This is a genomic window from Cupriavidus sp. UYPR2.512 (assembly GCF_000379565.1).
Lineage (GTDB): Bacteria > Pseudomonadota > Gammaproteobacteria > Burkholderiales > Burkholderiaceae > Cupriavidus.
This window is the reverse complement of the sequence record NZ_KB902852.1, coordinates 427843-445072: the sequence shown is the minus strand read 5'-3', so window position 1 is coordinate 445072 and position 17230 is coordinate 427843. Positions and strand designations below refer to the sequence as shown.

At 67.8% G+C, this 17230-nt stretch carries 17 protein-coding genes; 5 read left to right on the top strand and 12 right to left on the bottom strand.

The features are described 5' to 3' along the window. Positions 1-10: 10 nt before the first annotated feature. From A3A5_RS0101995 to A3A5_RS0101955, 9 genes are all read right to left on the bottom strand, one after another. Positions 11-1507, bottom strand: a complete 1497-nt coding sequence (locus A3A5_RS0101995) for an amidase (protein WP_018308988.1) — start codon at positions 1505-1507, stop codon at positions 11-13. Between the two features lie 269 nt (positions 1508-1776). After that, positions 1777-1953: a hypothetical protein gene (locus A3A5_RS43945; RefSeq protein ID WP_026200354.1), complete on the bottom strand. Its 177-nt coding sequence runs from the start codon at positions 1951-1953 to the stop codon at positions 1777-1779. Positions 1954-2094: 141 nt separating this feature from the next. Beyond that, positions 2095-2802, bottom strand: a complete 708-nt coding sequence (locus tag A3A5_RS0101985) for a GntR family transcriptional regulator (RefSeq protein WP_018308987.1) — start codon at positions 2800-2802, stop codon at positions 2095-2097. Positions 2803-2875: 73 nt separating this feature from the next. Next, positions 2876-3877 carry a 2Fe-2S iron-sulfur cluster-binding protein gene (locus tag A3A5_RS0101980; protein WP_018308986.1) on the bottom strand — a complete coding sequence of 334 codons (1002 nt, stop codon included), beginning with the start codon at positions 3875-3877 and terminating at the stop codon, positions 2876-2878. Positions 3878-3929: 52 nt separating this feature from the next. Further along, entirely contained in the window at positions 3930-4409 is a 480-nt protein-coding gene (locus A3A5_RS0101975; RefSeq protein ID WP_018308985.1) for a heme-binding protein, read from the bottom strand. A gap of 27 nt (positions 4410-4436) precedes the next feature. After that, positions 4437-5882, bottom strand: a complete 1446-nt coding sequence (locus A3A5_RS0101970) for an aldehyde dehydrogenase family protein (RefSeq protein WP_018308984.1) — start codon at positions 5880-5882, stop codon at positions 4437-4439. A 25-nt stretch (positions 5883-5907) separates the two neighbouring features. Continuing rightward, a complete protein-coding gene (locus A3A5_RS0101965) occupies positions 5908-6639 on the bottom strand; it encodes a TenA family transcriptional regulator (protein WP_018308983.1) in 732 nt (243 codons plus the stop codon). A gap of 171 nt (positions 6640-6810) precedes the next feature. Next, complete coding sequence (locus A3A5_RS0101960) at positions 6811-7743, bottom strand: ornithine cyclodeaminase family protein (RefSeq protein WP_018308982.1); 933 nt, start codon at positions 7741-7743, stop codon at positions 6811-6813. A gap of 88 nt (positions 7744-7831) precedes the next feature. After that, positions 7832-8527, bottom strand: a complete 696-nt coding sequence (locus A3A5_RS0101955) for a sulfite exporter TauE/SafE family protein (RefSeq protein ID WP_018308981.1) — start codon at positions 8525-8527, stop codon at positions 7832-7834. 452 nt (positions 8528-8979) lie between these two features. On the opposite strand from A3A5_RS0101955, the gene A3A5_RS0101950 reads away from it, so the two are divergent. From A3A5_RS0101950 to A3A5_RS0101935, 4 genes are read left to right on the top strand one after another with little or no spacing between them, the layout of a single operon-like run. After that, positions 8980-10515: a hypothetical protein gene (locus A3A5_RS0101950; RefSeq protein ID WP_018308980.1), complete on the top strand. Its 1536-nt coding sequence runs from the start codon at positions 8980-8982 to the stop codon at positions 10513-10515. A 56-nt stretch (positions 10516-10571) separates the two neighbouring features. Further along, positions 10572-10919: a 2Fe-2S iron-sulfur cluster-binding protein gene (locus A3A5_RS0101945; RefSeq protein WP_018308979.1), complete on the top strand. Its 348-nt coding sequence runs from the start codon at positions 10572-10574 to the stop codon at positions 10917-10919. 1 nt (position 10920) lies between these two features. Continuing rightward, positions 10921-11238, top strand: coding sequence for a hypothetical protein (locus A3A5_RS0101940; RefSeq protein ID WP_018308978.1), 318 nt, complete (start codon positions 10921-10923; stop codon positions 11236-11238). A gap of 52 nt (positions 11239-11290) precedes the next feature. Continuing rightward, a complete protein-coding gene (locus tag A3A5_RS0101935) occupies positions 11291-11593 on the top strand; it encodes a 2Fe-2S iron-sulfur cluster-binding protein (protein ID WP_018308977.1) in 303 nt (100 codons plus the stop codon). 194 nt (positions 11594-11787) lie between these two features. On the opposite strand, the gene A3A5_RS0101930 is transcribed toward A3A5_RS0101935, so the two are convergent. Genes A3A5_RS0101930 through A3A5_RS0101920 form a run of 3 tightly spaced genes read right to left on the bottom strand, consistent with a single transcriptional unit; the run spans position 11788 to position 15401 of the window. Then, complete coding sequence (locus tag A3A5_RS0101930) at positions 11788-13509, bottom strand: cobaltochelatase (RefSeq protein WP_018308976.1); 1722 nt, start codon at positions 13507-13509, stop codon at positions 11788-11790. Further along, a complete protein-coding gene (locus tag A3A5_RS0101925; protein WP_018308975.1) occupies positions 13506-14522 on the bottom strand; it encodes an AAA family ATPase in 1017 nt (338 codons plus the stop codon). Before A3A5_RS0101925 ends, A3A5_RS0101930 begins: the two co-directional genes overlap by 4 nt. A gap of 48 nt (positions 14523-14570) precedes the next feature. Next, complete coding sequence (locus A3A5_RS0101920) at positions 14571-15401, bottom strand: IclR family transcriptional regulator (protein ID WP_026200352.1); 831 nt, start codon at positions 15399-15401, stop codon at positions 14571-14573. A gap of 334 nt (positions 15402-15735) precedes the next feature. Here A3A5_RS0101920 and A3A5_RS0101915 point away from each other — a divergent pair, with 334 nt between their 5' ends. Beyond that, positions 15736-17172, top strand: coding sequence for an amino acid permease (locus tag A3A5_RS0101915; RefSeq protein ID WP_018308973.1), 1437 nt, complete (start codon positions 15736-15738; stop codon positions 17170-17172). Positions 17173-17230 lie beyond the last annotated feature (58 nt).

The following is a 17230-nucleotide window of genomic DNA, read 5'->3' as shown; positions in this document are numbered from 1 at the left end:
GTGTGGTGGCTTAGCTGTTGTGGTCAGCCGGCATGACAGATGGCCGCGGCGGCGGCCGGAACGCGTAGCCCGCGTGTTCCAGCAGGCTGGCAAAGCGCAGCGCGGTGAGATCCCGGTAGCGGCCGGCAACGATCTGCACGCCGACCGGCAGGCCGCTGATGCCTGGCCCGATCGGCGCGACCGCCGAAGGCAGCCCGCACAGACCGGAATGGCCGGCCCAGAACAATTGCGTGGTCATCGGCTGCGCGCGGCCGTTGACGGTGATGCTGCGTTGCCAGGGCTCGCCGGCCTCGTTCAGCGCGAAGGCGGTGGTGGCCGCGGCGGGGCAAAGCAACACGTCATGGGCGCGGAAGAAGTGGCGCCAGGCTTCGGCGAAGCGTTCGCGGGCAACCTGCAGCCGCAGCCAGTCGCGATGGCTCAGTGTCGCGCCGGTGTACTGGAGGGTGGCGTAGCCATGGTCGTGCGCCGCGGCGGTGGCGCTGCGGGCCAGCGCATCGGCATAGGCGGCGTCGTCCATGTGCACCGCGGTGGTCGCGCGCAGCAGCGTCACGTAGACGTGCCACAGTTCGGCGGCATCGAAGTCAGGCCGCACGTGCCAGTCCACGCGCGCGCCCTGCCCGGCCAGCCAGTGGCCGAGCTGTTCGATCTGCGCGGCGACCTCGCGGTCGGCTTCGGCCTGCGCATGGGTGGGCAATACGGCGATGCGGAAATCGGCCAAGCGGCGGTGCGGGCAGTCTGGCAAGTCCAGGCGGTAGGGCAGTGCCTCGTCGCCGTGCGGGCCGGCGATGGCGCGCAGCACCGGCTCAAGGTCGCGCGCGCTGCGTGCCAGCGGGCCGGCGACATTGATGTCCTGTTCGCCGAAGCGGGCCGGGCCGGCGCCATGTCCTGCCAGCGGCACCAGGCCATGGCTCGGCTTGAGTGAGAAGACGCCGCAATAGTGGGCCGGATTGCGCAGCGAGGAGCCGATATCGGAGCCCACATCGAAATACGACAGGCCGGCACACACCGCCGCTGCGCTGCCGCCGGACGAACCGCCGGGCGTGCGCGACGGATCGTGCGGATTGCGGGTGGTGCCGTAGATGGCGTTATAGCTCTGCCAGTCGCGCAGGCCGAGCGGGACGTTGGTCTTGCCGAGCAGGATGGCGCCGGCATCGCGCAGGCGCTGCACCACCACGGCGTCGCGCTGGGCCACGCGGCCGTGCATGGCCGGATTGCCACAGGTGGTTGGCCAGCCGGCGACGTCGAACGATTCCTTCACCGAGAACGGCACGCCGTCGAGCACGCCGCGCGCTTGCCCGGCCCGGCGGCGCCGGTCGCTTGCCAGCGCCGCGGCGCGGGCGGCATCGAAATCGCACAGCACCAGCGCATTGATGATGCCGTGCCAGTCGCGCCAGGCGGCCTCGCAGGCATCCACCAGTTCCACCGCGGAGACTTCGCCGGCAGTGAGCCGCTGTGCCACCTCCCATGACGGCGGAAAAGCGCCGGTGGTCCGGTCGGACAGGTTCACATCGACTCCTTGTCGTTATCCGCGCGGGCAGCGGCGCGGTGGGGGTGCATAGGACAGGCTTCGGGAGATATTGCGAATGCGTTGGTATACTATATTCCGTCTTAATCGGAGCGCAAGATAAAATGGCACGCACTGGCGTGCTGGAGCAGGCAGCGGTCCAGGGAAGAAAGGGAGGGAGGGAGGGAGGGAGGGAGGGAGGGAAGCGTCGGCCGGCAGGATGGCCAGGCGGGCGCGGCGGCGTGATGGCGCCGCCGGTCAGTCAGGACGGCTCAGCAATGGCCACGGCGCGGGGTGCGGCCGCCGAGGGCCAGGAAGAAGCGGCCGATATCGCGCACGCGCAGCGGCACCAGCGGCGTGGTATGGCGAACCGCATCGCGCGCGGCAAGGTGGTGCAACAGTTGCTGGCCGACCGGTTGCGAAAGATAGCGTTGCTCAGGCGACTGCATGGTAAATCCCTATTGATCTGGAATGCCTACAGTATACCTAAATTGGTGCAGTGCGCCATAGCAGCGCATGGAATGCCCAATTGCCGGGCATGCAACGAAAGGCTGAAGACGGGGGAGGAAAAGACCGGAGGCCTGACGCCCTCAGGCCGCCTCCGCCCTGCCCTGCCCGTCCACCGGCAGGTCCGCTGCCTTGGCGGCACTGTAGACATGGCGGGCGGCCAGCAAGGCGGCAAGGTCGGCATCCCCGGCGATGACCGCCTGCAGGATCTGGGCGTGCTCATCCCAGTTCTGGCGGGCGCGCACCACGTTGGCCGGTCCGAACAGCACCGCGGTGCGCTCGCGCAGCGAACGCATCATTTCCTGCAGCACGCTGTTGGCGGCAATGGTGCCGAGCACCTCATGGAAGCGGGTATTGAGGGCGAGCAGCTCATCCGCGCGGCCCTGCGCCGCAGCATCCATGCCCTGGCGCAGCACGGTCTCGAGTTCCGCAACCAGCGCCGGGTCGCGGCGCTGCGCGGCGAGCTTGGCGTTGAGCCCTTCCAGGGTCGCGCGCACCTCCACCATCTCGCGCGCGATAACCGGCGACAGGCTGGCCACCGAGGCGCCGCGGCGCGGCTCGATCAGCACCAGTCCTTCGCTGGCCAGCGCGCGCAGCGCCTCGCGCACCGGGATGCGCGACACGCCCAGTTCCGCCGAAAGCTTGTTTTCCACCAGCCGCTCGCCGGGGGCGTACTTGCCGTTCAGGATGCCTTCGCGCACCTTGTCGGTGACAAGGGCGAACAGCGGCGAGTGGCTGGCGCCGAGGCTCAGCGGCTCGGCGGGCGCGGCAGGGGACGGAGTGATGGACATGGGTTGGCAAAAACGATGGCGGACGGTCTCGCCGTCATTGTATACCACGCTCCCGCCGGTATACTTTCATGTCTTATCCATCCTGCTGGAAGGTGAAGCTGTCTGCGTAAATGTGCGCCGGACTAGCCCCGCGCTCGAGGAAGGCAGCGCGCGCATCGCGGATCATGTTGGGTGAGCCGCACAAATAGACAGCGTGCTCGCTCAGATCACCCGCGTCAGCCAGCGCCGCGTCGTGAACGTAGCCGCGCCGGCCCTGCCACGCGGCGCCGGCGCGGGACAACACCGGCACGTACCGGAAGTCGTACAGCCGTTCGCCCCAGGCGGGGATATCGGCGTGCAGGTACAGGTCTTCCGGCTGGCGCATGCCCCAGTAGAGCGACACCGGCGGGCAGTCGGGATCGTCCATCAACGATTCGAGGATCGCCTTGATCGGCGCCAGGCCGGTGCCGGTGGCCACCATCAGCAGCGGCCGGTAATCCCTGGCGCGGTAGAAGAAGGAGCCGAGCGGCAGTTCGACGTCAATCGCGTCGCCCGCTTTCATTTGCGGCAGGATGCCGTCGGTGAAGGCGCCGCCCGGGATGCGCCGCACGTGCAGGTCGACCCGTCCGCCGCGCGGCACCGAGGCCATCGAGAAGCTGCGCGCGCGTCCGTCCCGGCTCAGCAGCTTCAGGTACTGGCCCGGGCGATAGTCGAGCGCACCCGCGTCCGGCACCTCCAGTTCGATATGCAATACGTCTGCCGACAACGGGCGCACGGCCTGCACCAGTGCCTGATAACGCGCGGGTGCGGCGCAGGCCTCGTCCTCGCGCGCCGTGCTGATAACCAGGTCGCCCAATGGCTGCGCCTGGCAGGCCAGCGCATAGCCGGCGGCGGCCTCGTCCGGTGCCAGGCCGAACGGTTCTTCCTCATACCGCACCTGTCCGTCGAGCAGGCGGATGCGGCAAGTGCCGCAGCCGCCCAGCTGGCAGTCGTGCGGCAAGGCGATGCTGGCGCGCCCGGCGGCCTGCAGCAGGGTCTCGCCGCGGTCAACGAAAAAGACTTGCTGCGTTTCGGCGATCTGGATGCGGTACGACATGGAAGCTCCGCGTATGTTCGACATGGTGGCGGGCGGCTGGCGCCCGCTTTCCTTACTTCTTGATATCGGCCTGCACCAGCACCTTCAGCTCCTGCGGCCCCAGCAGTTCGGCCAGCGCCTGCAGCGCGGCCACCCCGGCCTGGGTATCCTGCTCGCCGTTGCCGCCCGACAGGCCAATGCCGCCGATTACCTCGTCGTTGACTACGATCGGGAAGCCGCCCACGAACGCGGCGAACTTGCCTTCGAAGCTCCATTGGATGCCGAAGGCCTCGTTGCCCGGCAACGCCGGCCCGTTGGGCGGCGTGGTGAACAGATGGGTGGAGCGCTTGTGCCCGGCGGCAGTGAACGCCTTGTTCCATGCGATCTGCGGCCCGGTGATGCGGGCACCGTCCATGCGCTCCAGCGCGAGCGGGTAGCCGCCCTCGTCAACCACGCAGATCGACTCCAGCACGCCGATTTCCTCCGAGCGCCGGATCGCCGCCGCAATCATATGGCGCGCCTCGCGCAGTTCCAGCTTGATGGCTTTCTTCATGTGTATGGCTCCTTGCAACGGCCGGGCTCAGGCGCCGCGGTAGACCGTCTTGACCTGCGTATAGAACTCCAGCCCGGTACGGCCCGACTCGCGGAAGGTCGACGTGCTCGAGCGCTTCACCCCGCCGAACGGCGCGTTGACCAGGTTGCCGGTGGTGGTGCGGTTGATCTTGACCGTGCCCGCCTCGATGTCCGTGGCGAAGTGGTGGATGTAGCGCGGGTTGCTGGTGACGATAGCCGCAGCCAGGCCGTACTCCGTGTCGTTGGCCTTGGCGATGGCATCGGCATAGTCAGAGAAGCCCAGGATGGCAATCACGGGTCCGAAGATTTCCTCACGCGCGATCCGCATCTGCCGGGTCACGTCCGTGAACACCGTCGGCGCCACGTAGTAGCCCTTGTCGAAATCGCCGCCGGCCAGGCGCGCGCCGCCGCACAGCAGCGTCGCCTCGGACTTGCCGATGTCGATGTAGCGCAGCACCGTTTCCAGTTGCTTGTGCGAGGCCAGCGGCCCCAGGTCCATGCCCGCCGTCATGCCGTTGCCGACCTTGAGCGTCGCCACCTTCGCCAGCAGCCGCGCGGTGTACGCGGCCTTGACGGATTCGGCCACCAGCACGCGGCTGGTGCCGGTGCATGCCTGCCCGGAAAGCGAGAAGCCGCCCTTGATGGTCAGGTCGACGGCGCGGTCAAGATCGGCATCTTCCATCACGATCAGCGGGTTCTTGCCGCCCAGTTTCATCTGCGTACGCGTGGTCAGCGGCGCCGCACGATGGATCTGCTCGCCGGCGCGCGACGAGCCGGTGAACGAGATCGCCCGCACGGCCGCGGCCTCGGTGATGGCCGCGCCAATCTCCGCCGCGCTGCCGGTGATGAAGTTCAGCACGCCCTTGGGCAGGCCGGCCTTGACCAGCGCCTCGGCCAGCCGGTAGCCCGACAGCGGCGCCTCGGACGACGGCTTGAACACCACGGTGTTGCCGGTCACCAGCGCCGGCGCGATCTTGCGGGCCGGGATCGACACCGGGAAATTCCACGGCGCGATCACCGTCACCACGCCCAGCGGCTCGCGCTGGCTGTAGACGAGCTGGTCCGGGTCGTCGTTCGGGAACACCTCGCCGGTAAAGGTCTGCCCTTCCACGGCATAGAAGCGCAGCGTCTGAGCAGAACGCAGGACTTCGTCGCGCGCCAGCGCCAGCGCCTTGCCTTCCTCGCGGGTCAGTTCGGCGGCGATGCTGTCGGCATTGGCCTCAAGCTGGTCGGCGGCGCGGTTGAGGATGGCGGCGCGCTTGCCGACCGGGGTCTTCTTCCAGCCGGCAAACGCAGCCGCCGCGGCGGCGACGGCCGCCTGCGCATCCACCGCGGACGATGCCTGGAAGCGGCCCACGATATCGGCAGTGTCAGCCGGGTTGACGTTGTCGAAGGTGCGGCCCGACTGGCAGGCCGTCCATTCGCCGTCGATATGGTTCAGGAAAACGTTCATTGTCGATCCGTTTGCGCGGCGCCGGTCAGGCGGCCATATCGAGTTCGGGCAGGGGCAGCTCCTTCTCGACGTAGTCGTGATAGAGCGCCGTCGTATACAGCAGCCGCATCTGGGCGCCGATCTCGCAGATCTTCAGGCAGCGCTGCTGCAACTCCGGGGTATTGGCGTGCTCCAGCACGATCTGGTAGCCGCGCTCGCCGTGGATCTCGTCCGAGACGATATGCAGGTCGAAGAACTCGACCTCCTCATCGGTGAACTGGTACTTGTCGCGCAGCGTCGGGGTCTGCTTGCGGTAGATCGACGGCACCTGTGACTCCAGCCCGACCACCAGGCCGGCCACGGCCACGATCGGGTCTTCACGCATGGCCACGGCATAGCACCAGCTCTGCAGGCCACGGGTGGTGGGAGACATGTTGTCGGGGTCGGTCACGCGCTCGCGGGTGGTGCCGCAGGCTTCGGCGAAGCGGATCAGCAGGTCGGTATGGCGGTCGCCGCCGATCTCCTCCTCGTACATATTGGCGAGCAGGAAGTCCTTGGCTTCGGTGTACCGGTCCGGCGTGCGGGCGTAGATGTAGCCCAGGTAATCCGCGAACGGGCCGACGTAGTGATAGTGATTTTCGGCCCAGCGTGCGAGGTGGGCACGGGTCAGCTTGCCGCTGGCCCAGGCCACGCTGAACGGCGCCTTGTTGGCGCTCTTGCCCTTGATAGCTTCTTCGAGGGCGGCACGGAATGCTTCGCGGTTCATCAGTTCGGCCATGACGGAGGCTCCTGTTGGCGATGTGGGGCGATTCGGTGAATGCCGGGGGCCGCGTCGCGAATCGGGCGGCCCCTGCATGAATGTATACTATATACACTCAGCTACCGGCGACAAGGACTTCGTTGACTGATCACATAGGGGTTTACCCAGATCGAGGCCGGGTGATGGCACTCAGGCCGCGCGACGCCCCGCCTCGCCGGCCATGCGCGACCACGCGAAGCCCGCCAGCGCAACGTCTTCCAGCCCGACGCCGACCGACTTGTAGATGACGATGTCGTCGTCCCGCTGCCGCGGCGACACCTTCCCGAGCACGACCTCGCCCAGTTCGACGATCTTCCCTGCCGGGAGGGCCCGTGGATCGGCCAGCACGATGTCGCCAGCCTCGCGGGTGGATTGCGGGCGCCACTCGACCACCACAGCGGCGGCACGGCGCAGCGCGGTGTCGTCCAGTTCGCGCGTGTGCGGCAGGCTGGAACCAATGGCGGCAACGAAGGCGCCAGGGCGGATCGACGCCCCGCTGAACAGCGGCGTGGTGGCGCGCGAAGCCGTGACGACGATGTCGGCCTGGGCCACGGCGGCATCCGGCTCGGCCAGCGCAACCGGGATGCCGCATTGCGCCGACAGCCGCGCGGACATGCCGGCATCGGCGTGCGGATCGGACACCAGGATGCGCTCCAGCCCAAGCGTGGCGCTGAGCTGGCGGGCGTGCTGCGCGCCCTGCGTGCCCGCGCCGAACAGCGCCAGTGTGCGCGCACCTGGCCGCGCCAGCCGCTGCGCGGCGAGCGTGGTGCAGGCGGCCGTGCGCAGCCGCGTGATGGCACCGGCATCGAATGAAGCGAGCGGACGGCCATCCTCTGCCGAGAAGATCAGGATGACAAAGGAGAACTGGCCATTGATGGTCGTGTAGACCTTGGCCCCCGCCACGCCCTGCTGCGGGATGACCGCGCCCAGCGTAGACAGCTTGACGCCGCCCGCCTCGGTGCGGATGCGCTCCTGCATTGCGGCGTCACCGCGCCCAAAGCTGGAAAAGGCTGCCTCCATGACTTGCCGGGCATCTTCCGGGCTGACGTGGGCGTCGATCATCGCGTCTGTGATGTGCTGCATGGGAGCTCCGCTAGTTGGGTAAGGCTGGGGACCTTCAGGAAGGGAGACGGCCGGCCACAGGGGGATTGGCCAGCCGCCACAGGAATCGCTACGATATGGCCGCGCGGCCGAGCACGCCGAGCGCACCCGCCGCACACAGGCCGAGCAGCAGGCGGCGCACAGCGCCGGGCGAGACGTGCCCGCGCAGCCGGTTCGACAGTGCGAAGCCGGCCAGCACGAAAGGCATCAGCGCTGCCGCCAGCATCAGTTGCTGCCAGCTGAAGCGCCCGGCCACGGTCAGCATGGCCAGCGACAGCACCGCGCCGCCGGACAGGATGCAGCCCATCGTCGCGCGCATCGGCGCGGGCGCCATGTGCTGCATCACCAGCGCGAACGGCGGCGCACCGGCCGAGGTGATCGTTCCCATGAACCCGGACAGCGTGCCGGCAATGGCAACGTTGCGCGACGACGGCAGCAGGCGCCAGCCGAGCAGGCTCAACGCCACCGCGGCCAGGACCGAGAGCGAGAACAGCACCGCGAGCGGGCCCGGTGCCAGCCATGCCATGGTCAGCACCGCCACCGCCCCGCCGACCGCCCGCCCGATGAGGGCGAAGCCGGCGATGGGCCAGGCGATCGCCTCGCGTTCGCGCACCGCGCCCATCAGCGACAGGCAGCAGCCCATCGCCAGCAGCGGTCCCGGCACGAGATCGGGGAAGAAGATGGCGCCCAGCGGCGCCGACAGCATCGCGAAACCGATCCCGCCCACGCCTTGCAGGCACGCGCCCGCGAAGACGAGCGCCCCCATCCACAGGTAAGCCGGTATGGAAAGTCCGGCGGGAAGCAGTGAGAACAACGCGGCGGGCGGGGCAACGGTCATGGCGGCGGGAAGAGACAGCGTGTGACAAGGGCGGACGGAAGATGCGAGCCAGGCGGACGATTCCGGCATTCCAGGCACGCCTCATGCTCATAATGCCTGCTGGCTTCAGCTTAGTCCCCGCCAAATGGTATACAGTCTACACATAGTGGCGAAGCCAGGCAAAACTGCCGTAAACTCATGCACCACCGAGAGGCCAGCCAGAGAACCCGTAATCCCAACAATTGGGCGACTTCCAGTCAACTTGCACCGAACTGGTATTCGCGTAACCCCGGATAAGAAACTGCTTGGCGCGACTTCATATCGGAATATAGTATACCGAAACGGCTTCCGGACTCACCGCGAACCCGCCCCCACCACCCCTCTGCCCCCAGGGAGTCTTCATGTCACAACAAGTCGTGATCGGTGCCGCGCACTGGATCTATCTGTCAGGGGTAGCGGTCATCGTGCTGACGATGATCCTGCGCGCCAATGTTGTCGTACCGTCCATCGTCGGCACTGCCCTGGTTGTGTTCGCGCTCACCGGCAGCCCGGTCACGGCGCTGGCCGGGGTGTTTTCCGCGAGCCTGGTAGCCGCCAAGGAACTGTTCAATATCTTTCTCGTGATCGCGTTCATGACCGCATTGCTGAACGCGCTCAAGACGCTGCGCTCTGACATCCGCATGGTGGAGCCCTTCCGCATGGTGATGAAGAACGGCCATTCGGCCTTCTTCATCCTGGCGGGCATCACCTACGTCATCTCGCTGTTCTTCTGGCCGACGCCGGCCGTGCCGCTGGTGTCGGCCATCCTGCTGCCGGCCGCCATCGCCGCGGGGCTGCCGCCGCTGGCGGGCGCGATGGCGATCGCCATCGCCGGCCAGGGCATGGCGCTGTCGTCGGACTACGTGATCGGGGTGGCGCCGGGCATCAGCGCCAAGGCGGCCGGTGCGGCAGTGAGCGCTGCCGTGGTGGCCGACCGCGCGCTGGCGCTGTCGATCATCACGGGCACCATTGCGCTGTGCCTGGCCTACCTGTCGATGCGCAAACATATCGTGCCGGCCTGCGGCACCCTGCTCGACCGCTGGCAGGCACGCGCCGGCGGCGCCGCCGAGCCGGTGGACGGCGGCACCTTTGACAAGGCCGAGATCGCCAAGGGCACCGCCCATGCCGAGCCGCTGGCCACCGACAGCAACATCGAGGCGAGCCTGTCGATGGTGGCGCGGCGCCGGGTGAAGTGGTCGAAATGCTTTGCGATCGTGACGCCAGTCGCCTTTCTCACGGTGGTCGCCGTCATGGTGCTGCCCAAGCTGGGCACAGGCGTACAGGACCTCAAGGGCGGCGACGCGGCCGCGCTGGTCGGCGGCGTCGCGGCGCTGCTGATGATACTGGCGACCCTGGCCGCCGAAGGCCCGCGCCGCATGCTCGACGTATGCCCGGAGCACATCACCGACGGCTTCGTCTTCGCCTTCAAGGCGATGGGCTCGGTGCTGCCGATCGCTGGCTTCTTCTTCGTCGGCGCTGGCGAAACCGCCGCGCAGATCCTCGGCCTGCCGCCGGGCAAGGCGCCCAGCCTGCTGTTCGAGCTGATCCAGGCATACCAGCACATGATCCCGGACAACCACGTACTGGTCGCCTTCGGGGTGCTGATCGTCGGCATGATCACCGGCATCGACGGCTCCGGTTTCGCGGGCCTGCCGCTGACCGGCACGCTGGCCGGCGCGCTCGGCCCGGTGGTGGGCTTCGACCCTGCCACGCTGGCGGCAGTGGGCCAGATGGGCGCGGTCTGGACCGGCGGCGGCACGCTGGTGGCGTGGTCGTCGCTGATCGCGGTGGCCGGCTTCGCCCGGGTGCCGGTGCTGGACGCGGTGCGCGCGCTGCTGATCCCGGTGCTGATCGGGCTGGCCTGCTCCACCGTGGCCGCCATGGTGTTGTGGTCGTAAGCGGCTGCCAGCGCCGCCACGCCCATCCGATATCCCCAACTTCCGCGGACTGCACCATGCCAAAGATCACTTTCCACAAGCACGGCCAGACCTTTATCGACGAGGTCAAACCCCAAAGCAACCTGGTGGTCCGCGCAGGCATCCGCCAGTTTCCCTACCCCAACCTGCGCTATGAGTGCGGCATGGGCAAGTGCTCCAAGTGCGCCTGCCGCGTGCTCGCGGGCGCCGAGCACCTGCCGCCGCCCAACTGGAAGGAAAAGAAGCAACTCGGCGACCGGCTCGAACAGGGCTACCGCCTTGCCTGCCAGCTCTGGATCGAGCACGACATCGAGCTGGCGCAGGACGATCTGCCAGACACGACACCAGCTGGCGCCAGCCTGGCCACGGTCAGCGTGGACGCCTGACATGTTCGTCCTTCTCACCAGCCGCCCGGGCCAGTTCCGCACCGAGCCGACCGCGGGCATGACTGCGGTCGAGGCGTACGACTATGTCTTCTACGGCAAGCGCACCGCGCGCTTTGTCATCGCCGAACTGGCCGCCGACACCAAGGTGCGGGTGCTGGAAGAAACGCCGCCTGGCATCGTCAACCTGGTGTCGACCAAGTTCCTCGACAAGTACGCCACGCTGGAGGCCGCCCGCGCCGCGCTACGCAAGCTGGCCAGCTTCGGCAGCATGGACATCGCCCTGGTGCCCACGCCGCTCGCCGTGGGCGGGCGATCCTGACGTCCCGGCCCCCACGCTGGCACCTGACGCATTCCGCAACGCATTCATCGCCATGATCCAGATCACCTTTCTTACCAACCACGGCAAGACGGTCAGCGCACCGCCCAACAGCAACCTGCTGCGCGTGTCGCTGCGCGAGCAGGGCGGCATCCCCTTCAAGTGCGGCGGCGGCCTGTGCGGCACCTGCAAATGCCGCATTGAAAAGGGCCACGAACACACCGACGCGATCAAGCCGAAGGAAAAGAAGCTGCTGGCGGAGGCGGAGCTTGCCGCCGGGTTCCGGCTGGCCTGTCAGACTTTTATCGATGGGGATATCGCGGTGTCGTGGCAGCCAAGGGAAGCTGTGCGGGTGTGATTGCGAGGGCGAGGGGCCGCCGGAGATGGCTGCAGCGGCTGCTCAGAGCATTGGACCTACGGCTCCAATCCAGTTAGCGGCAAGAACTCCGCCCGAAACGCCTGCGTTCGTGGAGGCATATCAACGGACCATTCCGTACGAATTTCAGACGTTGTACGCGGAACGCGTACAAGCGAGAAGCTGAAACCGTACCTTTAGCGCCGCCTTGCCCCTACCAGCCCCGCCAACTCATCCAGCATCGCCATATCCACCGGCTGCGACAGGTCCAGCGCCAACGTATGCCGGTAGTAGGGGCTCAGGTCCAGCCCGACTCCCAGCCCCAGCACTTCCACATCCCGCAGCGCCTCATGCCGCGCCACCACCGCTTTCAGGTGGTTGTCCAGGTAGCACGCATCATTGGCCTGCCCGGTCGCGGTATCCATGGGGCTGCCGTCCGACACCACCACCAGGATGCGGCGCGCCTTGCCGCTGGCGTGCAGGCGCGCGCAGGCCCAGTCCACCGCCTCGCCGTCCACGCCTTCGCGGAACAGGTCGGCCTTGAGCAAGGCGGTGAGGTCGGTGCGCGCGCGCCGCCAGCTGCGCTGCGCGTCCTTGAACACCATGTGGCAGGTCTCGTTGAGGCGGCCGGGGTGCTGCGGGCGGCCGCGCGCGAGCCAGTCGGCGCGGGCGCGGCCGCCATTCCAGGTGTTGGTGGTGAAGCCGAGCACCTCGGTGGCCACGCCGGCCTGGTCGAGCGCGCGGGTAAGCAGGTCGATCAGCAGCGTGAGCGGCTCTGCCTGCGCCTTCATCGAGCCGGAGCAATCGACCAGGAAGCCGACCACGCAGTCGGCATGGGCCTTGTGCGCTTCCTGGCGGAAAAGCCGGCGCTCGGCAGGCGAGCTGACCAGCTGCGCCAGGCGGCGGCCGTCGATGCGGCCGCTTTCCTCGCCGAAGGACCAGCCGTCCACGCGCGGCTGCGACAGCGCAGCGCGCAGCCGGCGCGCCAGCCGGGCGATGTTCACGCCCGCGCGCGCGATGCGTGCGTCGAGCCGCGTGCGGTACTCGTCCAGCAAGGCGCGGCGCACCAGCGTGGCGGCGCGCACTTCGCGGTCGTAGCGGGTGGTGAAGACGCGGTAGCCGTCGGTGGCGTCGGCCAGCACGCGGCTGTGGCCGCTGTCGGCCAGCGCAAATTCTTCCGCCGGCGGTTCGTCGAAATCCAGCCACAGCGCAAACCCGGCGCGCGCTGCCGAGGCCGCGTTGTCGTCGTCTTCGCCGGCAAGCGGAGCTTCGGTACGGATCATCTGCGCCACCGCGCGGGCCAGCGCCAGTGCGTGCGCGGCGTAGGCGGCCTGGCCGTGGCGTTGCGCGCGCAGGCCGGCCAGCGCGGTGCCCAGCACCGGCACGATGGCGGCGCGCGTGGCTTCGATCAGGTCTTCGGTCTCTTCCAGCACCGGCTCCCCCGTCAGGCGCGACCACGACACCTGCGCCATGGTATAGAGCAGGATGCCGAGGTGCCCCTCGGTCAGCCCGGAACGATGGAAGGCCCGCGACCACGCCATGAAGCGGTGGCGCAGGTTGGCCGCCACGCCGGCCATGCCGCGCGGCAGGCGGGTCTCGCAACGCAGCTGCTCCAGCAGCTCGAAGACCAGGCGCTCGACCGGATCTGCCGGGCACAGCTGCCGATGCAGCGCGGCATCGGAATGCGCCTGGCGCAGGGCGGCACCATCGGCCGCACCGCGCAGGCAGGTAGCCGTGTCGGTTTCCAGGTCCGTGCGCAAGTGCGGCGCGTGCTGCGGCACCGGGCGCATCGCGCGCCAGAGCTGGCCGTCGCGGAAATGCAGCGCCGCATCGCCGGTGATCGCGCGCACCGCGGCGCCGGACAGCGCATCCTGCCGCTGCCGCCGGCGCAACTGCTGCGCGACCGTGGCCGCGCTCATCGCGCAGGCTCCGACTCGGCGCTCACGCCGGCGGCTTCACCCGGCAGGTGGCCGAAGCAGCGCTGGTAGTACTCGGCCACCACCGGCCGCTCGGCTTCGTCGCATTTGTTCAGGAAAGTCAGCCGGAACGCGAGCGCGGGGTCGCGGAAGATCTGGCAGTTCTCGGCCCAGCTGATCACCGTGCGCGGCGACATCAGCGCCGACACATCGCCGGCGGCAAACCCGCGGCGCGTGAGCCCGGCCAGCGCCACCATCGCATCGACCAGCGCGCGCCCGGTGTCGTTGTCCAGTTCCGGCACGCGCGCCAGCACGATGCGGGCCTCCTCTTCATGCGGCAGGTAGTCCAGCGTGGCTACCACGTTCCAGCGGTCGATCTGCGCGTGGTTGAGCAGCTGGGTGCCGTGATAGAGGCCGTTGACGTTGCCCAGCCCCACGGTATTCGATGTGGCAAACAGGCGGAAGGAAGGATGCGGGCGGATCACGCGGTTCTGGTCCAGCAGCGTGAACTTGCCGTCGCGCTCCAGGATTCGCTGGATCACGAACATCACATCGGGGCGGCCCGCGTCGTATTCGTCGAAGATCAGCGCCACCGGGCGCTGCAGCGCCCACGGCACGATGCCTTCCTGGAATTCGGTGACCTGGCGCCCGTCGCGCACCACGATGGCATCCTTGCCGACCAGGTCCAGCCGGCTGATATGCCCGTCCAGGTTGACGCGCACGCAGGGCCAGTTCAGCCGCGCGGCGACTTGCTCGATATGGGTCGACTTGCCGCTGCCGTGCAGGCCCTGCACCATCACGCGCCGGTCGCGCATGAAGCCGGACAGGATGGCCAGCGTGACCTCGGGCTGGAAGCGGTAGGCCGGATCGATCTCCGGCACGTGGTCGTCGCGCTCGCTGAAGGCCGGCACCATCAGGCCGGAATCAATGCCGAACACGCTGCGCACCGGAATCATCCGGTCCGGCTTGCCAAACTGGTCTTGCGTCACCTCATGCTCCTTGTTGCTTGTCGCCATGCCATCGGCACTGCGGCAAGCGGAGCAGTCCGCGTGACGCCGTGCGCGCTATTCGTCCTCTTCCGCGCCGCCCTGCCAGTTGCCGGCGCTGTCGGCCTCGATCGCCGCCAGCACGCCTGCCGCACGCTGCAGCGCGGGCAGCAATTGCAGCACCTTGTCGCGCGTCACGCGCATCACCGGGGCCTGCAGCGCCAGCCCCAGGTTGGACTTGCCACCGTCCACTGCCGGCACCAGCACGCCGATGCAGACCAGCCCCGGCAGGAACTCTTCATCGTCCATCGCGTAGCCGTCGCGCTTCACGCGCTCCAGTTCGGCTTCCAGCTGCCCGTGGTCAGTCAGCGTGTTCTGCGTGTAGCGTTCCAGCTCCACATTGGCCAGCAGCCGCTGGCGCTGCGCCGGCGCCAGCTGCGCCAGGAACAGCTTGCCCGTGGCCGAGCAGTGCGCCGGCACGCGCGAGCCCGGGTGCAGGTAGAAACGCAGCGGCGCCGCCGTCTCCACGCGATCCAGGTACAGCACCTCGCCGCCGGAGAACGCGGTCAGGTTGCAGCTCTCGCCCACCTCTTCCACCAGCCGGCGCAGCACCATGTGGCGCGCACCGTGCGAGGTGCTGTTGAGCAACAGGTTCTCCGCCAGCCGGCGCAGCCGCAGGCCGGTGCCGTATTGCCGCCCGTCGCCGTTGCGCTGGATCAGGCCCGCGGCCTCGAGCTGCTGCAGCATGCGGTGCAGCGTGGGCTTGGGCAGTCCCGTTTCTTCCACCAGCGCCTGCAGGTTGAAGGACTGGTCCTTCTCCGCGATGACTTCGAGCAGGCCGAACAAACGCAGTGCCGGCGTGTCTCCATCCGGCTTGGCGTCACTTTTGGCGAGGCGCATATCGTTCATGCCTGGCTCCATCATAGGTAAGTTTCATTTTCAGAGTCAAATCATATCAATTATCGAAACTTCTGGTTGACCTTCGCCTGCGAACGGCCTACATTCCAGTGAAAGAACAATTTTTCGGAACTTCTAGTTCCATTTTTTAAGCGATCACCGGAGACAAGTCGACATGTACGGATAGGCCATCCCTCCCCCGGGATTGCAAATACTGACCGACCACGGCCCCAGGCTGGCAATTACTGCCCTGCCATCTATACCAAGAGAAGCCGTGGCACCTGCCTTAAACGCTGTACTGGCTGCAACGCAGTACCGACAGCAAGCGCAGCACAGGAGACACAACATGATCCAACAACCAGAGTCCGGCAACGGGCTATCCCACGGCCTGAAGCAACGCCACATGACCATGATCGCGCTCGGCGGCGTGATCGGCGCAGGCCTCTTCGTCGGCAGCGGCGTCGTCATCAAGTCCGCCGGCCCCGCCGCGGTCCTTTCCTTCCTGATCACCGGCCTGCTGGTGGTGCTGGTGATGCGCATGCTGGGCGAGATGGCCTGCGCCATGCCCGGCACCGGCGGTTTCTATGAGTATGCACGCGAAGCCTGGCGCGACCGCCCGGCAGTGGGCAACCTGGCCGGTTTCCTGACCGGCTGGATGTACTGGTATTTCTGGGTCATCGTGGTGGCCCTGGAAGCCGTGGCCGGCGCCGACCTGGTGCGCTACTGGCTGCCAGACGTGCCCAACTGGATCATCAGCCTGGTGCTGCTGGTGATGCTGACGCTGACCAACCTGGTGTCGGTCAAGTCCTTCGGTGAGTTCGAGTTCTGGTTCGCGTCGATCAAGGTGGCCGCGATCATGGTGTTCCTGTTCGTCGCCGGCGTCTACGTATTGGGCCTGGCCCCCGGCGCCCATGGCATGCAGGTGGCCAACCTGACCGTCAACGGCGGCTTCATGCCGCACGGCATCGTGCCGGTGCTGACCGGCGCGGTGGCCGCCACAGGCTTCTACTTCGGGGCCGAGATCGTCACCATTGCCGCCGCCGAGACCTCCGAGCCGCAGAAGGCCGTGGCCAAGGCCACCAGCTCGGTAATCACGCGCGTGCTGTTGTTCTATGTGGGCTCGATCCTGCTGGTCGTCTGCCTGGTGCCGTGGAACTCCTCCAGCATCGCCACGCCGTACGTCAGCGCGCTGAACGTGATGGGCGTGCCGGCCGCTGCGCAGATCATGAACGCAATCGTGCTGACCGCGGTGCTGTCGGCGCTCAACTCGGGCCTGTATGCCTCGTCGCGCATGCTGTTCGCGCTGACCCGCCGTGGCGACGCACCCAAGTCGCTGGCCCGCGTGAGCCGCAACGGCGTGCCGGTGCGCGCCATCCTGGTGGCGACCCTGTTCGGCTACGGTGCGGTGGTGATGTCCTATGTCTCGCCGGATACGGTGTTTGCCTTCCTGGTGAACTCGTACGGCACGGTGGCGATCTTCGTCTACATCCTGATCGCGATCTCGCAGCTGCGCCTGCGTTCCCGCCTGGAGCGCGAAGCGCCAGGCCAGTTGCGCGTGCGCATGTGGTGCTACCCGTACCTCACCTACCTGGCGATCGCCGGCATGATCGGCATCGTGGTGGCGATGGCCTTCATCCCCGACCAGCGCACGCCGCTTGCGCTGGGTGTGGTGAGCCTGGGCGTCCTGCTGGTGGCCTACGCCGCGCGGCAACTGTTTCGAGGCAGCGTGGATCCGGTAGTGCCGCTGGCAGAGATGCCGCGCCCGGACCTGCACGAGTATTGATGACTGACCATGACTGACGTGGCGCGCCGGCGCGGTATGCTGGCGCGCTTCGCCATTA

Excerpts from the sequence above, each read along its gene's own strand:
- A3A5_RS0101915 (WP_018308973.1), top strand. The coding sequence starts at position 15,736 with ATGATCCAACAACCAGAGTCCGGCAACGGGCTATCCCACGGCCTGAAG.
- A3A5_RS0101935 (WP_018308977.1), top strand. The coding sequence starts at position 11,291 with ATGATCCAGATCACCTTTCTTACCAACCACGGCAAGACGGTCAGCGCA.
- A3A5_RS43945 (WP_026200354.1), bottom strand. The coding sequence starts at position 1,953 with ATGCAGTCGCCTGAGCAACGCTATCTTTCGCAACCGGTCGGCCAGCAA.
- A3A5_RS0101975 (WP_018308985.1), bottom strand. The coding sequence starts at position 4,409 with ATGAAGAAAGCCATCAAGCTGGAACTGCGCGAGGCGCGCCATATGATT.
- A3A5_RS0101925 (WP_018308975.1), bottom strand. The coding sequence starts at position 14,522 with ATGGCGACAAGCAACAAGGAGCATGAGGTGACGCAAGACCAGTTTGGC.
- A3A5_RS0101965 (WP_018308983.1), bottom strand. The coding sequence starts at position 6,639 with ATGGCCGAACTGATGAACCGCGAAGCATTCCGTGCCGCCCTCGAAGAA.
- A3A5_RS0101920 (WP_026200352.1), bottom strand. The coding sequence starts at position 15,401 with ATGAACGATATGCGCCTCGCCAAAAGTGACGCCAAGCCGGATGGAGAC.
- A3A5_RS0101940 (WP_018308978.1), top strand. The coding sequence starts at position 10,921 with ATGTTCGTCCTTCTCACCAGCCGCCCGGGCCAGTTCCGCACCGAGCCG.
- A3A5_RS0101960 (WP_018308982.1), bottom strand. The coding sequence starts at position 7,743 with ATGCAGCACATCACAGACGCGATGATCGACGCCCACGTCAGCCCGGAA.
- A3A5_RS0101985 (WP_018308987.1), bottom strand. The coding sequence starts at position 2,802 with ATGTCCATCACTCCGTCCCCTGCCGCGCCCGCCGAGCCGCTGAGCCTC.
- A3A5_RS0101945 (WP_018308979.1), top strand. The coding sequence starts at position 10,572 with ATGCCAAAGATCACTTTCCACAAGCACGGCCAGACCTTTATCGACGAG.
- A3A5_RS0101950 (WP_018308980.1), top strand. The coding sequence starts at position 8,980 with ATGTCACAACAAGTCGTGATCGGTGCCGCGCACTGGATCTATCTGTCA.
- A3A5_RS0101955 (WP_018308981.1), bottom strand. The coding sequence starts at position 8,527 with ATGGGGGCGCTCGTCTTCGCGGGCGCGTGCCTGCAAGGCGTGGGCGGG.
- A3A5_RS0101980 (WP_018308986.1), bottom strand. The coding sequence starts at position 3,877 with ATGTCGTACCGCATCCAGATCGCCGAAACGCAGCAAGTCTTTTTCGTT.
- A3A5_RS0101930 (WP_018308976.1), bottom strand. The coding sequence starts at position 13,509 with ATGAGCGCGGCCACGGTCGCGCAGCAGTTGCGCCGGCGGCAGCGGCAG.
- A3A5_RS0101970 (WP_018308984.1), bottom strand. The coding sequence starts at position 5,882 with ATGAACGTTTTCCTGAACCATATCGACGGCGAATGGACGGCCTGCCAG.